The organism is Streptomyces sp. NPDC001532 (genome assembly GCF_040298625.1).
Taxonomy (GTDB): domain Bacteria; phylum Actinomycetota; class Actinomycetes; order Streptomycetales; family Streptomycetaceae; genus Streptomyces.
Window position 1 is genome coordinate 76,305 of record NZ_JBEPAL010000035.1, and the last position, 16,705, is coordinate 93,009.

At 73.1% G+C, this 16,705-nt stretch carries 16 protein-coding genes and 1 tRNA gene; 3 read left to right on the forward strand and 14 right to left on the reverse strand.

The window, feature by feature from the left end:
* Window positions 1-180: 180 nt before the first annotated feature.
* Window positions 181-975 (reverse strand): SURF1 family protein, encoded by a 795-nt coding sequence (locus tag ABT232_RS27740; protein WP_351844703.1) that lies wholly within the window; start codon window positions 973-975, stop codon window positions 181-183.
* Between the two features lie 130 nt (window positions 976-1,105).
* Here ABT232_RS27740 and ABT232_RS27745 point away from each other — a divergent pair, with 130 nt between their 5' ends.
* Window positions 1,106-2,932: a S9 family peptidase gene (locus tag ABT232_RS27745; RefSeq protein ID WP_351844705.1), complete on the forward strand. Its 1,827-nt coding sequence runs from the start codon at window positions 1,106-1,108 to the stop codon at window positions 2,930-2,932.
* A 133-nt stretch (window positions 2,933-3,065) separates the two neighbouring features.
* Here ABT232_RS27745 and ABT232_RS27750 read toward each other — a convergent pair whose 3' ends face one another.
* Window positions 3,066-4,973 carry an NAD-binding protein gene (locus tag ABT232_RS27750; protein ID WP_351844735.1) on the reverse strand — a complete coding sequence of 636 codons (1,908 nt, stop codon included), beginning with the start codon at window positions 4,971-4,973 and terminating at the stop codon, window positions 3,066-3,068.
* Between the two features lie 111 nt (window positions 4,974-5,084).
* Window positions 5,085-5,864, reverse strand: a complete 780-nt coding sequence (locus ABT232_RS27755; RefSeq protein WP_351844707.1) for an SDR family NAD(P)-dependent oxidoreductase — start codon at window positions 5,862-5,864, stop codon at window positions 5,085-5,087.
* Window positions 5,865-5,984: 120 nt separating this feature from the next.
* Between ABT232_RS27755 and ABT232_RS27760 the strand changes: the two genes are divergently transcribed.
* Window positions 5,985-6,173: a ferredoxin gene (locus ABT232_RS27760; RefSeq protein ID WP_351844709.1), complete on the forward strand. Its 189-nt coding sequence runs from the start codon at window positions 5,985-5,987 to the stop codon at window positions 6,171-6,173.
* A gap of 22 nt (window positions 6,174-6,195) precedes the next feature.
* On the opposite strand, the gene ABT232_RS27765 is transcribed toward ABT232_RS27760, so the two are convergent.
* The 11 genes from ABT232_RS27765 to ABT232_RS27815 form a co-directional block, all read right to left on the reverse strand.
* Window positions 6,196-6,960 (reverse strand): glycosyltransferase family 2 protein, encoded by a 765-nt coding sequence (locus ABT232_RS27765; RefSeq protein ID WP_351844711.1) that lies wholly within the window; start codon window positions 6,958-6,960, stop codon window positions 6,196-6,198.
* The gene (locus ABT232_RS27770; RefSeq protein WP_351844713.1) at window positions 6,957-7,580 is read right to left on the reverse strand and encodes a UTRA domain-containing protein; all 624 of its coding nucleotides are present in this window, start codon (window positions 7,578-7,580) and stop codon (window positions 6,957-6,959) included. Before ABT232_RS27770 ends, ABT232_RS27765 begins: the two co-directional genes overlap by 4 nt.
* A 289-nt stretch (window positions 7,581-7,869) precedes the next feature.
* A complete protein-coding gene (locus tag ABT232_RS27775) occupies window positions 7,870-11,850 on the reverse strand; it encodes an nSTAND1 domain-containing NTPase (protein WP_351844715.1) in 3,981 nt (1,326 codons plus the stop codon).
* Between the two features lie 299 nt (window positions 11,851-12,149).
* Window positions 12,150-12,356: a DUF4287 domain-containing protein gene (locus ABT232_RS27780; protein ID WP_351844717.1), complete on the reverse strand. Its 207-nt coding sequence runs from the start codon at window positions 12,354-12,356 to the stop codon at window positions 12,150-12,152.
* A gap of 96 nt (window positions 12,357-12,452) precedes the next feature.
* The gene (locus ABT232_RS27785; protein ID WP_351844719.1) at window positions 12,453-12,830 is read right to left on the reverse strand and encodes a GvpU-like protein; all 378 of its coding nucleotides are present in this window, start codon (window positions 12,828-12,830) and stop codon (window positions 12,453-12,455) included.
* Window positions 12,831-12,914: 84 nt separating this feature from the next.
* Complete coding sequence (locus ABT232_RS27790) at window positions 12,915-13,118, reverse strand: cold-shock protein (RefSeq protein ID WP_007383480.1); 204 nt, start codon at window positions 13,116-13,118, stop codon at window positions 12,915-12,917.
* Between the two features lie 241 nt (window positions 13,119-13,359).
* Entirely contained in the window at window positions 13,360-13,698 is a 339-nt protein-coding gene (locus ABT232_RS27795) for a MerR family transcriptional regulator (RefSeq protein ID WP_351844721.1), read from the reverse strand.
* Between the two features lie 184 nt (window positions 13,699-13,882).
* Window positions 13,883-14,044 (reverse strand): hypothetical protein, encoded by a 162-nt coding sequence (locus ABT232_RS27800; RefSeq protein WP_351844723.1) that lies wholly within the window; start codon window positions 14,042-14,044, stop codon window positions 13,883-13,885.
* Window positions 14,045-14,157: 113 nt separating this feature from the next.
* A tRNA-Pro gene (locus ABT232_RS27805) sits at window positions 14,158-14,231 on the reverse strand.
* A 33-nt stretch (window positions 14,232-14,264) separates the two neighbouring features.
* Window positions 14,265-15,056, reverse strand: a complete 792-nt coding sequence (locus ABT232_RS27810; protein ID WP_351844725.1) for a Pr6Pr family membrane protein — start codon at window positions 15,054-15,056, stop codon at window positions 14,265-14,267.
* Between the two features lie 77 nt (window positions 15,057-15,133).
* Entirely contained in the window at window positions 15,134-16,060 is a 927-nt protein-coding gene (locus ABT232_RS27815; RefSeq protein ID WP_351844727.1) for a metallophosphoesterase, read from the reverse strand.
* A gap of 75 nt (window positions 16,061-16,135) precedes the next feature.
* Here ABT232_RS27815 and ABT232_RS27820 point away from each other — a divergent pair, with 75 nt between their 5' ends.
* Window positions 16,136-16,600 (forward strand): GatB/YqeY domain-containing protein, encoded by a 465-nt coding sequence (locus tag ABT232_RS27820; RefSeq protein ID WP_351844729.1) that lies wholly within the window; start codon window positions 16,136-16,138, stop codon window positions 16,598-16,600.
* The last annotated feature ends 105 nt before the right edge of the window (window positions 16,601-16,705 follow it).

Here is a 16,705-nt window from a genome sequence, read left to right on the forward strand (position 1 = left end):
CTCAGGCGCCTTACGGCCTCGGACGCCTTACGAGCCTCGGACGCCTCACAGGCCTCGGACGCCGGACGGGCCTCGGACGCCGGACGGGCCTCGGACGTCGGACGGGCCTCGGACGTCGGACGGGCCTCGGACGTCGGACGGGCCTCGGACGTCGGACGGGCCTCGGACGCCGGACGGGCCTCAGACGCCGGACGGGCTGGAGACGCGCTCCTCCTCGTCCGGCACCAGGCCCATCTCCGCGTCCCGGGCGAACTCCGCCTCGCGGCGGAACAGCCGGAACCACATGAAGACCACGAAGCCCGCGAAGACGAACCACTCGCCGGTGTAGCCGAGGTTCTGGAACGCCTTGAGGTCGAGACCGGAGTCCGGGGCGGCGGCCACCGGGACCGTCGTCATCCCGGAGTCGGCCTCGTTCACGGTGACCCAGGCGTCGTAGAGGTCGTACGGCACCAGGTTGACCAGGGAGGCCGCGCTGATCGCGGCGGTCTGGCCGGACGGCAGCCCGCCCGCCCCGCTGACCCCGTTCTCGCCGGGGTTCTCCGACGCCTGGAGCGCTCCGGTGACGGTGACCTCGCCGGCCGGCGGCGCGGGCGCCTTCGCCGGGTCGGCGGTGCCGGGCAGCCAGCCGCGGACCACCGGCAGGGCCTTGCCGCCGTCGGTGCGCAGCAGGGTCAGCACGTAGTAGCCGCGCTCGCCGTCCAGCTCCCGGTCGGGCACCAGCAGCTGCTTGCCGTAGGTGCCGGTCACGGTGGTCTGCCTGCCGACGGTCGCCTTGTCCACAGGCAGCAGCTCGGCCAGCGGACTGGCCGCCTGGCGCTTGGCCGACGCGGCCTGCTCGCCCGCGCTGCGGTGGGAGTCCATCCGGTCCTCGAACCGGCTCAGCTGCCAGGACCCCATGAACAGGCAGAAGGGGATGGCGAGCAGCACGAAGACGTTGATGCCCCACCAGCGAGGCGTCAGCAGGAACCGGTACACGCCCTCAACGGTACGGGGACGGCGGTGCGGCACCGCCGGTGGGGTCACGGCCGGGCGGCGGACGCCGAAGTTTTCCACAGGGCGGGGACCTCGTCGGCGGAATGTCGGCGGGGACGGGCAGTATGGGGTCATGACTGAGAGCAACGGGGTCGCCGCGACGCAGCGGACCGAGGACATGCCGGACTGGGAGAAGCGCTTCAGGGCACCGAGGGTGTCGCTGCCCGACTGGGCGCTGGACGCTCCGGACCGCTCCCTGTTCGTGTCCAACGCGACGGGGACGTACGAGCTGTACGCGTGGGACCGCAGCACCGGTGAGCAGCGCCAGGTCACCGACCGGCCGAACGGCACGACGGACGGCCTGCTCTCCCCGGACGGCGCCTGGATCTGGTGGTTCGACGACAAGGACGGCGACGAGTTCGGGGTATGGCGCCGCCAGCCCTTCCAGGGCGGCGAGGACGACCTCGCGGTGCCCGGCCTGGACCCGTCCTACCCGGCGGGCCTGGCGCTCGGCAGGGACGGGCGTACGGCGGTGGTCGGCCGCTCCACCGACGAGGACGGCACCACCATCCACCTGGCGCGCGAGGGCGAGGCCCCGGTGGAGATCTACCGGCACCGCGAGTCCGCCGGCGTCGGCGACCTCTCGCACGACGGCTCGCTGATCGCCATCGAGCACACCGAGCACGGCGACGCGATGCACTCGGCGCTGCGCGTGCTGCGGCCCGACGGCACCCCGGTCGCCGAACTGGACGACACCAAGGACGGCACCGAGGAGCTGGGCCTTGAGGTGCTGGGCTTCGCCCCGGTCGACGGCGACTCCCGGCTGCTCATCGGCCACCAGCGACGAGGCCGCTGGGAGCCGCTGGTGTGGGACGTGATCACCGGCGAGGAGACCGACCTCGCCCTGGACCTGCCCGGCGACGTGGGTGCCGAGTGGTACCCCGACGGCTCCGCGCTGCTCGTCGAGCACAGCTTCGAGGCCCGCAGCGAGCTGTTCCGCTACGACCTCGCCACCCGCGCCCTCAAGGAGATCCCCACCCCGCCCGGCACGGTCTCCGGCGCCACCGCCCGCCCCGACGGCAGCGTGGAGTACCTGTGGTCGTCGGCCGCCGAGCCGTCGGCGGTGCGGTCGACGCGCGGCGGCGTGGTCCTGGACCCGCCCGGCATGAAGTCGCCGGGCTCGGTGCCGGTGGAGGACGTGTGGGTGGAGGGCCCCGGCGGCCGTATCCACGCCCTGGTCCAGAAGCCCGCCGGCGCCACCGGCCCGCTCCCCACCGTCTTCGACATCCACGGTGGCCCCACCTGGCACGACAGCGACTCCTTCGCCGCGGGCCCGGCGGCCTGGGTGGACCACGGGTACGCGGTGGTGCGCGTCAACTACCGCGGCTCCACCGGCTACGGCCGCGCCTGGACCGACGCCCTGAAGCACCGGGTCGGCCTGATCGAGCTGGAGGACATCGCGGCGGTCCGGGAGTGGGCCATCACCTCCGGCCTCGCCGACCCCGCCCGCCTGATCCTCACCGGCGGCTCCTGGGGCGGCTACCTCACCCTGCTGGGCCTCGGCACCCAGCCGGACCTCTGGACGCTCGGCATCGCCGCGGTCCCCGTCGCGGACTACGTCACCGCGTACCACGACGAGATGGAAGCCCTGAAGGCCATGGACCGCACCCTGCTCGGCGGCACCCCCGAGGAGGTCCCGGAGCGCTTCGAGGCGTCGTCCCCGCTGACCTACGTCGACCAGGTCAAGGCCCCGGTCCACATCTCGGCCGGCGTCAACGACCCGCGCTGCCCCATCCGGCAGATCGAGAACTACGTCAAGCGCCTGGAGGCCCGCGGCGCGGTCCACGAGGTCTACCGCTACGACGCGGGCCACGGCTCCCTGGTTGTCGAGGAACGCCTCAAGCAGGTCCGCCTCGAACTCGACTTCGCCGAACGCCACCTGAAGAGCACGGCGGGCTGAACCGGAGCGCGAGCGGGCTGAACCGGCGTGCGAGCGGGCCGCACCGACCCGGCCCGCTCGCACCCCGGCCGCCCGCCGAACACCGGTCCGCTCGCGCGGGTGCCTGGTCCGCTCACGCAGGCCCCCCGCCCGCTCAAGCCCCCGCCCGCTCCCGCCCCCTGCGTCCCAGAAGCTCCGCCAGGCCCCGTCGCGTGGCTGCCAGCACCACCCGGTCCCCGTCCTTGAGCACATACGTCTGCGGCAGATCCCACACCAGCCCGGACGCCGGCGACGGCCGGCCGGCGCCGGCCGCCTCGTCCCCGCCCTCGGCGGGCGCGGCCCGCTCCGGTGCCGTGTCCAGCGCCAGCACCCGCCACGCCCCCGGCCGGAACGCCTGCGCCACGGTCCGCCCCTCCAGCCGCGGATGCCCGCCGACGTCCACCGCGGCGAACAGCAGCACCCGCCGCTCCACCGGGATCGCGCCCAGGATCTGCCGCCCGAACATCGCCCCGGCGAACGCGGGCGCCGCCAGGTGCGACACGCTGCGGCTGCGGGTGAGGGCCTGCGGATGCGCGGCCCGCAGGGTCCGGTAGACCGCGGTAGCGAAGTCGTCGTCGTACAGCCGCAGCACCACCCGCAGATCCGGCCGCACCGACCGGGCGTACAGCGCGGCCTCCAGGTTCGTGGTGTCCGCGCTGGTCAGCGCGAGCAGCGCATGCGCCCGATGGATCTTGGCGGCCTCCAGCACCCCCTCCTGCGTGACATCGCCGAGCACCACCGGCACCCGCAGCCGCCGTGCCGTGGCGAGCCCCCGCGCCTCCGGATCGGACTCCACGCACACCACCGGGATGTCCAGCTCCCGCAGCCGCGTCAGCACCCGGGTGCCGATCTTGCCCAGTCCGAGCAGCACCACGTGCCCGCCCAGCCCGCGCGGCGGCTTCCGCAGCGCCGACGCGCTCCTGAAGGTGCCGAGCCCTTCCAGGACCGCCGCCAGCAGCACCGGCAGCAGCAGCAACCCGACCAGCCCGGACAGCAGTTGCAGCACCTGCCGGGCGGTGGACTGCTGGAGCGCGGGATCGTTGATGGCGAACAGGTCGAGGAGGGTGACGTAGGTGGCGTAGAGCAGATGCTCCCCGGTCACCACCTTCAGCGCGACGGCCAGCGCGACCACACAGGCCACCAGCCCGGCCAGCGACCACCGCAGCCGCCGCGAGAACAGCGAGGCGAACGGCAGCGTGCCACCGCCGCGTCCCGTGCTCCCGGCGGACCTCGAGTACGACACCTGCTCCAGCACCACCGCGCCGCGCCCGGTCGCGGCCCGCACCGCCGCCGCGTCCGGCAGCAGCTGCGGCCCCTGCTCGCCGCTGCTCTCCGAACCGTCCGCGCCGGCCGGGTCGTTGCTGGTCGCCGAGAGCAGCGCCAGCGTCGCCAGCCCCGGGTCGGCCACCTCGCCGGGCGCCGGCGGCTGCCGCTCCACGGCCCGCAGCAGCAGCCCCTCGGTCTGCACGACCTTGCTGGTCCCGGCGAGCGCGGTGGCGGCCAGCGCGGGCGCGGCGGTGTCGGCGTCGGACAGGACGGTCGTCGAGGCGTCGAAGCCGCCGGCGCTCTCGCCGAGGGCCAGGGCCGCCGCCTGGTCGAGCAGGTCCTCGATGTGCTGGCCGAGCCGCCGGTTGTAGAGGCGCAGCACGAGCCGCAGCCGGTGGTTGAGGCGGCGCGCGGCGAGCGCGGCCCGGATGTTGGTCTCGTCGTCGTCGTACACCAGGGCCAGGGCCGCCGCCCGCTCCACACCCGCCTCGGCGAGCACGGCCTCCGTCAACTCGGCCGCCTCGACGACCCGTTCCGCGCCGGAGGGCTCCGGGGCGCCGGTGCCGCGGCCGCCGCCGACGGCGGCGTTCACCATCCGGTCCAGCAGCGCGGCCGACACGGCCCGGGCCCGCCCGACGACCGGCTGGCGCACCCGCCGCCCGGCGGGCGGTACGACGAGCGTGACCTGCTCGCCGTAGACGATCCGCAGTTCCGCGGCGAGCCGGTGCGCGAGCCCGTCGTCGCCGCACACCACCATGTGCGCGGTCGCGGCACCCGGCTGACCTTGGTTCGGAACGCTCCCCATGGAAGGAAACACTGCCCCAAGAGGACCACCGGTGCCAGGAATTGACCGAGCGCACCCCGGTGTTCAGTGCACCGACAGCCCGCCGTCCACGAAGATCGACTGTCCCGTGACATAGCCGGAGGCGCGGCTCGCCAGGAACACCGCCGCGCCCGCGAAGTCCTCGGCGAGCCCGTTGCGGCCGACCATCGTGCGCGCGGCCAGTTCGGCGACCTTCGCCGGATCGGACGACAGCCGCTCGTTGAGCGGGGTCATCACGAAGCCCGGCACGAGCGTGTTGCAGGTGACCCCGTACGGCGACCAGGCCTCCGCCTGCGAGCGGGCCAGCGACTCCAGTCCGCCCTTGGACACCCCGTAGGCGCCGCTCTGCACGAACGCCCGGTGCGCCTGCTGCGAGCTGATGTGGATGATCCGCCCGAAGCCCCGCTCGGCCATGCCGGGCCCGAACCGCCGCCCGAGCTGGAACGGCGCCCGAAGGTTCACGGCGAGGGTGGTGTCCCAGACGTCGTCGTCGAGTTCGTCCATCGGCGGACGGAGGTTGATGCCCGCGGAGTTCACCAGGATGTCCGGCTCACCGAACACCTCGACGGCCTCCTCGGCGGCCCGGCGCACCCCGTCCCGGGTGCCGAGGTCCGCGCTCACCCAGCCCGCCCGGCAGCCGTCGGCGGTCAGCTCCGCCACGGTCGAGACGAGTTCCGCCTCCCTGCGCGCCACCACCACGACCCGCGCCCCGGCCCGCGCCAGCGCCCCGGCGACGGCGCGTCCGATGCCGGAGCTGCCGCCGGTGACCAGGGCGACCCGCCCGTCGAGTGCGAACAGGTCGGACACATAGGACTGTGAGCTCATTTCCCCACCCTGGGTCGACGGACGTTCCCGGTCCCGATCAACCTACGCCCGGTTCGAAGCGGCACGCGCAGGGCAGTTCAGCGAGGACGACACCCGTTCGCCACCGGAACTGGAGGGCACATGAAGGTCTCCGTCGACCCCGAGCTCTGCTACGGCTCCGGCGACTGCGTCTACCGCGCGTCGCACGTCTTCACCGTGGTGGACGGCTTCGGCGCCGTCCGGCGGGGCCGCGAGGAGACGGACGACGACCCGAGGGTGCGGGAGGCGGCCGAGGGCTGCCCGTCGCAGGCGATCCGCCTGGCGGACTGAACCGCCCGACCGGCGGCCCGGCTCACACCGGCCACCGCCACCCGCACTCCGCCAGCGCCCGCGCCCTGGCCTCGGCCACCGCCATCCGGGCCGAGCGCTCCGCCCGGTCCACATGGGCGGCCTGGCCGGTGACCTGGCCCTCCCACTTGCGGTAGAGGAGGCCCGCCTGGCGGGTGAACCAGCCGCGGCTCACCGCGTCGAGGGCGAGCAGCAGACCGGTGTCCTCGGAGGCGGGCAGGGCCATCCAGCCGCCCAGGGCGAGCACCAGGTCGCGGCGGGCGAAGAGGGAGGCGGGGTGGACGGGGGCCCGGTAGTCGTGCGCCGCCCAGTGGCCGAGGACGCTGCCGGGCGCGAGCGGTCCCTCGTCCGGGTCGCCGGGGAACTGGGCAGTCGAGCCGTCGGGGAAGAGGTCCAGGACGCCGGAGGTGGCCCAGCCGAGGCCGGGGTCCGCCTCGAGCGCCGCGAGGTCACGGGCGAGCGCGCCCGGGGTGAGCTGGTCGTCGGCGTCCAGGACCTTCACGTACTCCCCGTCGGCGTGCGCCAGCGCGAGGGTGCGGGCGACGCCGGGCCCGCCGGGCCGCCCCTGCCGGAACGAGACCCGCTCGTCGTCGGGGACGTAGGGCAGGACGCCGTCCGTCTCGCCGTCCTCCTGTATCAGCCAGTGCCACTCCCACCCGTCGGGCAGCCGCTGCCGGTACAGCGACTCGTACGCCTCCGGCAGGAACCGCGCCGACGGCGCGTGCACGGCGGTGACCACGGTGACGCGCCGGTCCACGGCGGCGCTCACCACCTTTCCAGGCGCGTGGTGAAGGACAGCTCGGTGCGGTCGCCGGGCAGCGTCAGGAAGGACACGTCGACCGCGCGGTCGTGGATGTCGTACGAGGTCTTGCGCAGCGCCAGCACCGGGGTGTCCGGCGGCAGGTCCAGCTCCCGGGCCTCGCGCGGCGTCGGCCGGCGGGCGGTGACGCGCTCCTCGACGCGGTCCACCTCGATGCCCACGGTGCACAGCTGGCTCTGGGTGCCGCCCGGCCACGGCTCGTTGGCCTGGTCCAGCAGCTCCGGGTTGTCCGCGATCAGATCGCTGCGCAGGTAGGAGGTGACGAGGCTGAGGGGCGCCGGCTCGGTGGCGCAGCGGGTCCGGTAGACGCGCTCCAGCAGCGCCGCGCCCACCGCGACGCCGAAGATCTCCGCCAGCTCCTCCGTCGCCTCGGTCTCGCGGTAGCTCGCGCAGAACGTCAGATCGTCGGTCGCCAGCCCGGTGTCGCGCTCGGTGGCCCCGGTGCCCACGCGTGTCGACCGTGGCTGCCGGGCGCGGTCCTTCTCCCACTGGTGCCTGGTGTTGTCGCGGACGGCCGGGGTGCGCCGCGGCCGTCGTCCGTCCGTGGTCTCTTCGTACGCCTGGGACACGGGATCAGCCTATGCGGCGCGGATCTTGGGCGGGCCCACGGCGGACCACCGGCGGACCTTCGGAGGCCATGAAAGCGCCCGATCGCTGGTGACGGGGGATACACCAGCGATCGGGCTGACACCCAGCCTAACAAGGCCGCCCGCGCGACGGGACCCGCGTGCTCGGCCCCGCCGAGACGGTGTGAGAGGTATCACTCGACCGGCCGTCGCCTCGTCGGCCGCCGGCTCGCCGTCAGCCGTCCCCGCCAGCCGCCCTCAGCCGTCGTCCGTCGTCCGTCGTCGTCAGTCGTCAGTCGTCACAGGGCGGGTCGTAGGACAGGCGCGGCAGGTGCTCCTGCCACTTCTCGCGGGTCAGCACGCCCCGTGTGGTCGAGCAGATGTGCCGGATCGCCGCCTCCACGTCGAGGTTCCACAGCCGCACGGTGTCGGTGCCGCTGGACACCCCGAGCATCTGGCTGCTGGGGCTGAAGGAGAGGAAGTTGCCGGTCTTGGCGTTGGGGCTCATCGACTGGCCGATCGGCGCGGCGTCGGCCGGATCGGCGACGTTCCACAGCCGGACCGTGTTGTCGTTGCCGCCGCTGGCCAGGATGCGGCTGTTCCGGCTGAAGGTGAGCGACACCACCGCCTCGGTGTGCCCGGTGAGGGTGGCGTCCGGGCGGGCCTTGCCGCCGGTACCGGTCAGGGTCCACAGCCGTACGGTGTCGTCGTCGCTGCCGCTGGCCAGCGTGTGCCCGTCCGGGCCGAAGGCGAGCACGTTGACCGGGCCCCGGTGGTCGGTGAGCGGCGCGCCGAGCGGCCGGGAGCGGGCCGGGTCGGTCACGTTCCACAGCCGGATGGTGCCGTCCGCGCTGCCGCTCGCCAGCATCCGCCCGTCCGGGGTGAACGTCAGCGCGTTGACGTACCCCTTGTGGCCGGTGAGCGGGGTGCCCAGCGGGCGCACCCGGGACGGGTCGGTCACGTCCCACAGCCGGAACGTGCGGTCGTCGTACGCGGTGGCCAGCGTCCGCCCGTCCGGCGTGAAGGCCAGCGCGTCGGGGCCCATGAACCGGGTGCGCAGGGTGATCGGCGGGCCGGCCGCGACCGGATGGGCCGGGTCGGTCACGTCCCACAGGTACACCGACCGCTTCGCGGTCAGCACCGCGAGCAGCTTGCCGTCCGGGGAGAACACCAGCGAGCGGTCGCCGCCGTCGCCCGCGACGAACGCCGGACCCAGCCGCACCGGCCGCGCGGGCCGCCGTACGTCCCACAGCCGGACCCGGCCGTCCCGGGCCGCGGTGGCCAGCACCCGCCCGTCCGGCCGGAACGCGCCGGCCCGGCCGATCATGTCCGAGGTGGGCACCGACCACAGCCGCACCTTGCTGTCGCCGCTGCCGGTGGCCAGCGTGTGCCCGTCGGGGCTGAACCCCAGCGCGTACATCTCCCCGCTGCTGCCCGCCAGCGGCTCGCCGACCTGCGAGGGGTACGCCGGGTCGCTGACGTTCCACAGGCTCGCCGTGCTGTCCGCGCTGGCCGCGGCGAGGGTGCGGCCGTCCGGGCTGAACGCCACCGACCAGACGGGGCCGGTGTGGCCGGTGAGCGGGGCGCCGAGCTGCTCGGCCCGCTCGGCGTCGGCCACCTCCCACAGCCGGACCGTGTCGTCCGCGCCGCCGCTGGCCAGGGTGCGGCCGTCGGGGCTGAACGCCACCGAGTGGACCGTGTCCGTGTGCCCGCTCAGCGTCTCGCCGACCGGCCGCGGGTGGTGCGGGTCGGCGGTGTTCCACAGCCGGATCGTGGTGTCGTCGCCGCCGGCCGCCAGGGTCCGCCCGTCGGGGCTGAACGCCACCGACCGCACGGCGGCGTCGTGCCCGCTCAGCTTCCCGATCGACGCCGCCTCTCCGGGATCGCGCACGTCCCACAGGCCGACGGTGCGATCCTCGCTGGCGGAGGCGAGCGTACGGCCGTCCGGGCTGAACGCCAGCAGGTAGACCGTGCCCTTGTGCCCGGTCAGCGGCCGGCCGAGCGGACGCGGACGCGCGCGGTCCCGTACGTCCCACAGCCGGACCGTGCCGTCGTCGCCGGCGCTGGCGAGGGTGCGGCCGTCCGGACTGAACACCGCGCTGCTCACCCAGCTCGTATGACCGGTCAGCGGCGGGCCCAGGGCCTTCGGGCGGGTCGGGTCCGCCACGTCCCACAGGCGGACGGTCCGGTCGTAGCTGGCGGTGGCCAGGGTCCGGCCGTCCGGGCTGAACGAGGTGAGGTAGACGGCGCCGGTGTGGCCGAGCAGCGGGGTGGCCAGCGGCGCGTTCACGATCGAGATCAGCCGGTTGTTCGTCCCGGCGTCGTCCGGCCGCAGCCGGTGCGCCACCAGGTCCAGCTGGGCGGAGAGCGACGGATCCGTGTACTGCACCCGGTCCGCCTCGGCGACCACCTGCTCGAACACCGCGTCGTCCCGCTGCTGCCAGGCGACCACCGCCGCCCCCACGGCCACCAGCGCCAGCACCACCAGCGCCGCCACCGCACCCCGGCTCAATAACGCCGTACGGCGGCGCAGCCGCACCGAGGCGGCCAGGAACTCCACCGCGCTGCGGGTCAGGAAGGTGTCCCCGGCCGACTTCGCCCAGCCCTCCGCCTGCTCCAGCCGCGAACCCCGGTAGAGCAGTGACGAGTCGCGGTGCGAGTCCTCCCAGGCCCGGCCGTCCTCCTCCAGCCGCTGGCGCAGCAGATTCCCGCCCCGGTCCTCGTCGATCCAGTCCCGCAGCCGGGGCCAGGCGTGCAGCAGCGCCTCATGGGTGATCTCCACGGTCTCCGCGTCGAGCGTCACCAGCCGGGCGCGCACCAGCGCCTCCAGCGACTCCTCCGTCTTCCCCGGGTCCGTGGACTCCTCCGCCAGCTGCCGCCGGGTGCCGCGCCGCCGGGTCGCCTGGGTGTCCTCGCCCACCCGCACCAGCCGCAGCAGCAGCAGCCGCGCGGCCGTCCGCGCCGCCGGGTCCAGGCCGGACCAGGCCCGCTCGGCGGTCGCCGCCACCGCGCCCTGGATCCCGCCCGCGGCGCGATACCCGGCCAGCGTCAGCCGGCCCGCCTTGCGCCGCTGCCAGGTGGCGAGCAGGGCGTGCGACAGCAGCGGCAGCACGCCCGCGTCATGCGCGCGCGGCCCGTCCGCGCCGACCTCCCGCACGATCAGCTCCGCCAGCCCCGGCTCCAGTTCGAGACCCACCGCCTTCGCCGGACCGGTCACCGCCTCCCGCAGCTCCGCGGTGGTCAGCGGCCCGAGCACCATGTGCCGGTGCTGCAACGCGTCGGCCAGCTCCGGATAGCGCAGGCACTGCTCGTAGAAGTCGGCCCGGATGCCGAGCACGACCAGCACCGGCGCCGGATCGTCCGGCCCGCCGGGGGAGCAGGCGGCGTGCAGCACCTGCACGAACGACCGCCTGACCCGTTCCTCCGCGCAGAGCGTGAACGCCTCCTCGAACTGGTCCACGATCACCACCGGCCGCGCCCCGGCCGGCGCCCACCGGGCGAACACCTCCCGCACCGCCCGCGCGAACTCCGGGGTGCACTCCTCCGCGTCCGCGGCCTGCGCCACCACGGCCGAGAGTCCGGGTACACGGCGGCACAGCTCACCGAGCGGATCGGCGCCCGGCACCAGTTGCAGCACCTCGCGGGCCCGGCCGCCGCGCAGCGCGGGCACCAGACCGGCGTTCAGCAACGAGGACTTCCCCGCACCGGAGGCACCGACCAGCATGACGAGCCCACCGGAGCCGGTCGTCCGCTCCTCCACCGCGCACAGCTGGGTGACGAGCGCGTCGGTGCTGCGCTCCCGTCCGAAGAACCACCGGGCGTCCTCCTGCCGGTAGGCCGCGAGCCCCCGGTACGGACACACCCCGCCCGGCACGGCCGGTGTCTCGGCGGGCTCCGCCTGCTCCTCCGGATCGCCCGCGGGCCGCTCCCCGACCGGATCGGCCAGCGCCCGCTCCCACAGCCGCTGCCACTCGGCCACGTCGTACAGCCCCGGACTGACCGGCACCGGCCGGGCCCGGCGGGCCTGCGGGATCAGCACGAGCAGCACCGCGGCCAGCGCGGCGAACTGCGCGGGTACGTTCTTCGCCCGCCGCCAGTCGCTGATGCGCTGCGCGGAGACCCGTACCGGACGCCCCCGCTCGTCGACCCGCTCCAGCCGGACGACCGCCTCGGACACCCGCTTCAGCGGTGGGTTGCCGGCCTCCTTGTAGAGCAGCGCGAGCCGTTCAGCGAAGGCTGTGCGTGCCCCTGAGTCGGAACCCAAGGCCTCCACCCCTTACTTCCGCCGCACCTGGACATCCGGACCGGAAAACTCACTCTATAGGTCTGACCTGCGGCTTAGTCCTGATTTCAGGACCGGAGCCTCCTCCTGGGAGGCCGTCGATGGCAGGATCACGACGCGGATTCCGACCACGGTAGCCGTTCCACCACGCAGCGCGAGCACGACAGCCGAGTGCCCGGTACCGGTCCCCACGAGGGGAGGGACCGGAACCGGGCACTCGCAGTTCGTGTCCGAACCGAGACGGTTCGTGAAGGTGAGGTCCTGGTCGGGCCGAGGGCCCCGGCGTCTGCCTAGAGCCCTTCGGCGAGGGTGTGGGCGACGAGCGCGTTGGCGTGGCCGTGTCCGAGACCGTGCTCGGCCTTGAGCCAGCCGACCAGCTCCATGTGCCGGGTGAGCCCCGACGTCCGGATGATCTCCTTCCACTCGGCGATCGGCCGGCCGTACTTCTTCTCGATGGAGGGGAAGTAGCTGGCGGGGCCCTTCACGGCTGCGGTCATGAGCGGCGGTGTCCCGTCTGTGAGGTCGTCTGCGTCACAGGGGAAGACCGCGGGCGGCCGGGAAAGTCATCGCGCCCGGAGTGTGGTCCGCGTCACTCATGTCTCCGAGTAGCCGATGTCTCCCACGGTCCAGGCGCTCACGTCCTGGAGCGCGACCCGGTACATGCCTCCGGTGTCGGGAATCCCGAAGTTGCCCTGGAGGATCCGGGCGAGATGGAAATGAAGGTGGGTGGGCCGCCCGGCGTACGAGGACGCGTCGTCGACGCCGGGGGCGGCGGCGAAGACGGCGGAGAAGGGCCGTAGGTGCTCGGAGTCCCGCAGGACTTCCGCGACCCGCTCCCGCCAGAGGGCTTCGGGCGCCAGCCGTCCGGTGATGACGGCTCCGGGGACCACCACGGTCAGGGACATATGACTGCTGTGCTGCGACTCCACCATCTCGGCGATACCGAGGAGGAGACCGTCAGAGTGCGACATGCCAGTGAAGCCTAGTCCGGACACAGGGCTGGGGCCCACACCGAAGGGTGTGGGCCCCAGTCACAAGTTCTGTCTGCGTCAGCGTCAGGCAGGAACGATGTTCTCGGCCTGCGGGCCCTTCTGGCCCTGCGTGACGTCGAAGGTAACCTTCTGGCCTTCCTGAAGCTCGCGGAAGCCGGAGGTGGCGATGTTCGAGTAGTGCGCGAACACGTCAGCGCCGCCGCCGTCCTGCTCGATGAAGCCGAAGCCCTTTTCCGCGTTGAACCACTTCACGGTGCCAGATGCCATATTGAATCTCCCTTTGGGGCAGTGCCGGAATCCGCACTTTGCGAACCCGAGTCGCCGCGTTGATCACCCCGCAGGAAGCCTCCGGAAAGTCCCGGAAAGTTCCGCAAAGAAACAAGTCATCGGTAACCAAAACTGCAACTACAGCGAGGCTAACACGGCGGACCCCGTCGCGCTCGGGACGCAAAAACGCCACGTCGAAATTCCTGTGCCGCCCGACCCGCACATTCCTGTACCGGCGACACTAGATATTTGCCGCGCGCTCCTCCAGCACCTTCCGCAGCTCGTCGTTCCGCAGCCGCGTCTCGCGGAGCTGCTCCTCCAGGTCGACGATCCGGCACGCGGCCTCGATCGGTGTCCCCTGGTCCACCAGCTCCCGGACCCGCGCGACGATGCGCAGCTGCCGGCGCGAGTAGCGCCGGTGCCCGCCTTCCGAACGCAACGGCGTGATCAGCCGCGCCGCACCGACGGCCCGCAGGAAGGCGGGTGTGGTGCCGAGGATGTCCGCCGCCCGGCCCATGGTGTAAGCGGGGTAGTCGTCATCGTCGAGATTTCCGCCGGAAGGGGGGTTCTCAGAGGGCATGGCACCTTCGTTCCGCCTGATACGCCAACCCTAGCTCCCCAGGCCCCGGAAAAGTGCACCGGACACCATAGATTTCTGCGTCCGCGAGGAGCCGGCAATCCACCGTCCACCGAACCGCCGCCTGCCCCGGCCGTACTCCGAAAGTGATGCAGCGCACTCCCCGACCGGCTGACGGCCGGCACTCCTACGAGCTGATGCCGTCCAGGAAGTTCCCGATGGCTTCCATGATCCGGTTCCTCCGCCGGTGCGCCTTGCTGCAGTACCGCCGCGTCCGCCACCGCCGCACCTGCACCACCGCCGCACCGCACCAGTCACACGGCACCGTCCGCACTGATCCCCCGTTCATGAGGCCTACGGTAGCGGCGCCGCACGAACCGCCGGCTCCCGGGAGCGACCCGCCGGCTCCAGGGCATGACAGAGGGCCCGGTGCGTTATCTGCACCGGGCCCTCTGGCCACTGTCGGGGTGGCGGGATTTGAACCCACGACCTCTTCGTCCCGAACGAAGCGCGCTGCCAAGCTGCGCTACACCCCGATGTCGCTGCTTGTCGCGGCGACGTCGTTTACTTTAGCCCACCGGAGGCTGGAGACGAAATCCGGTTTTCGCGCGGTGGCGGATCGGGTTGGGGCGGACGTGGTCGAGCGCGACCAGGAGGACGGCCAGGCCGTAGAAGGCGAGGCCGAGGAGGAGGGCGTTGCCGAGGATGCTGCGGTAGCCGTGGGCCTCCACGTCGAGGAAGGGGTAGAGGTAGCGGCCCGGGGTGCCGGGCAGCAGCAGCTCGCCTCGGACGAAGGAGAACGCCAGGTAGGCCAGGGGGTAGAGGAGCCAGCTCGGGGCCTGGCGGAGGTGGAGCCCGCCGGGTCCGGTCAGCAGGAGCCAGTCGACGACGGCCGCCGCGGGGACCGCGGTGTGCAGCAGGTGGTTGGCGAAGGTGTGCCAGAGGGACGAGGATGCCGCCGCCTGGTCCGCCATGGTGAAGGGGGTCGCCGTCTCGGTCAGTAGCAGGTGGTGGACCAGGGCGGTGATCACCGAGTAGAGCAGTACCGCGCCGGTCAGGGCGCCCGGCAGCGGGTGGCGGGCGGTCCAGGCGCGGCGGGCCGAGAGCAGCATGATCAGGGCCAGCAGGACACTGCTCTGGATGGTGAAGTAGCTCAGGACCCTGAGCGGACTGCCGAGCAGCAGGTAGATGGTGACGCCGGCGACGGCCGTGACGGCGGTCAGCAGACGGAAGGCCGCGGCGAGGGGGCGGCGCACGGGTGCCACCACCGCCCTCGCCGGGACGGGGGAGGGCAGCAGCGCGGCGGGTATGCCCGGGACCGCGGGGAGGTCCGGGATGTCCCTGGGTATGGGGGCGGTCATGCCCTCACGCTAGGCAGACCGGACAAACCGGGCTATTCGGGTGAGCCGACCGGGTTACCCGGCCGGCTCCCGGGAACCTACTTCCGCTCCACCAGCGTCAGCAGCGTCGCCTCCGGCGGGCACGCGAACCGGACCGGCGTGTAGCGGTTGGTGCCGCAGCCCGCCGACACGTGCAGATACGAGGTGCGGTCCTCCACCGTGTGCGTGGACAGGCCCTTCACCCGGTCGGTGTCCAGATCGCAGTTGGTGACCAGCGCCCCGTAGAAGGGGATGCAGAGCTGGCCGCCGTGGGTGTGGCCGGCCAGGACCAGGGGATAGCCGTCGGCGGTGAACGAGTCCAGGACGCGCAGATACGGCGCGTGCACCACGCCCATCGAGAAGTCCGCCTCGGCCGACGGGCCACCCGCCACCCGCGCGTACCGGTCGCGCTTGATGTGCGGGTCGTCCAGGCCGGTCAGCTCCACCGACACACCGTCGATCTTCAGCGTGCCGCGGGTGTTCGTCAGGTTCAGCCAGCCGGCCGCGTCGAAGCCGTCCCGCAGGTCCTCCCACGGGTTGTGGACCACGCCGACGGCGGGCGCGTTGCCGTTCAGGCCGTGGCGGCCCTGGGCCTTCTCGATCAGGTAGCGGGCCGGGTTGCGGAGCTTGGGGCCGTAGTAGTCGTTGGAGCCGAAGACGTACGCGCCCGGGAAGTCCATCAGCGGGCCCAGCGCGTCCAGCACCTCCGGGACGCCCTCCGGGTCGGACAGGTTGTCACCGGTGTTGAGCACGAAGTCGGGGCGCAGTCCGGCCAGCGAGTTCAGCCAGCGCTGCTTCTTGCGCTGTCCGCCGACCATGTGGATGTCGGAGATCTGAAGCACCCGCAGCGGGCGCATCCCGGCAGGCAGGACGGGGACGGTCACCCGCCGCAGTCGGAAGGAGCGGGCTTCGAAGCCCGCCGAGTAGAGCAGTCCGGCGGCGCCAACCGCCGCGATTCCCAGGGGAACTCCGTATCGCGCGCGCATACGCCCATCGTGTCAGACCCGGCGGCCCGTAAATGAACGGGCGTCGGCCCTGGGGCACCTGCGACAATCACCCACATGACCACGCTCAAGTCGAAGCTGCAGGAAGACCTCAACGCCGCGATCAAGGAGCGCGACGAGCTCCGCTCCTCGACGCTCCGGCTGACGCTCGCCGCGATCACCAAGGAGGAGGTCGCGGGCAAGGAGAAGCGCGAGCTCTCCGACGACGAGGTGCTGAAGGTGATCACCCGTGAGGCGAAGAAGCGCCGCGAGGCCGCGGACGCCTTCGCCCAGGGTGGCCGCCCCGAGCAGGCCGAGCGGGAGAAGGCGGAGGGCGAGCTGCTGGCCGGCTACCTGCCCAGGCAGCTCGGCGACGACGAGCTGAACCAGATCGTCGCCCAGGCTGTCGAGGAGGCCAGGGCCGCCGGTGCCGAGGGCCCGCGGGCCATGGGTGCGGTCATGAAGATCGTGAACCCGAAGGTCGCGGGTCTGGCGGAGGGCGGCCGGGTCGCCGCCGCGGTGAAGAAGTTCCTCGCGGGCTGAGCCCGCGCCCCGCGCCGGGCGCGACAGGCCCTGCGGGAGTACGACGGTGGGGGCGCCCCTGGTCACCAGGGGTCCCGATGGAGCGCTTCATCGGGTACGGCAGCC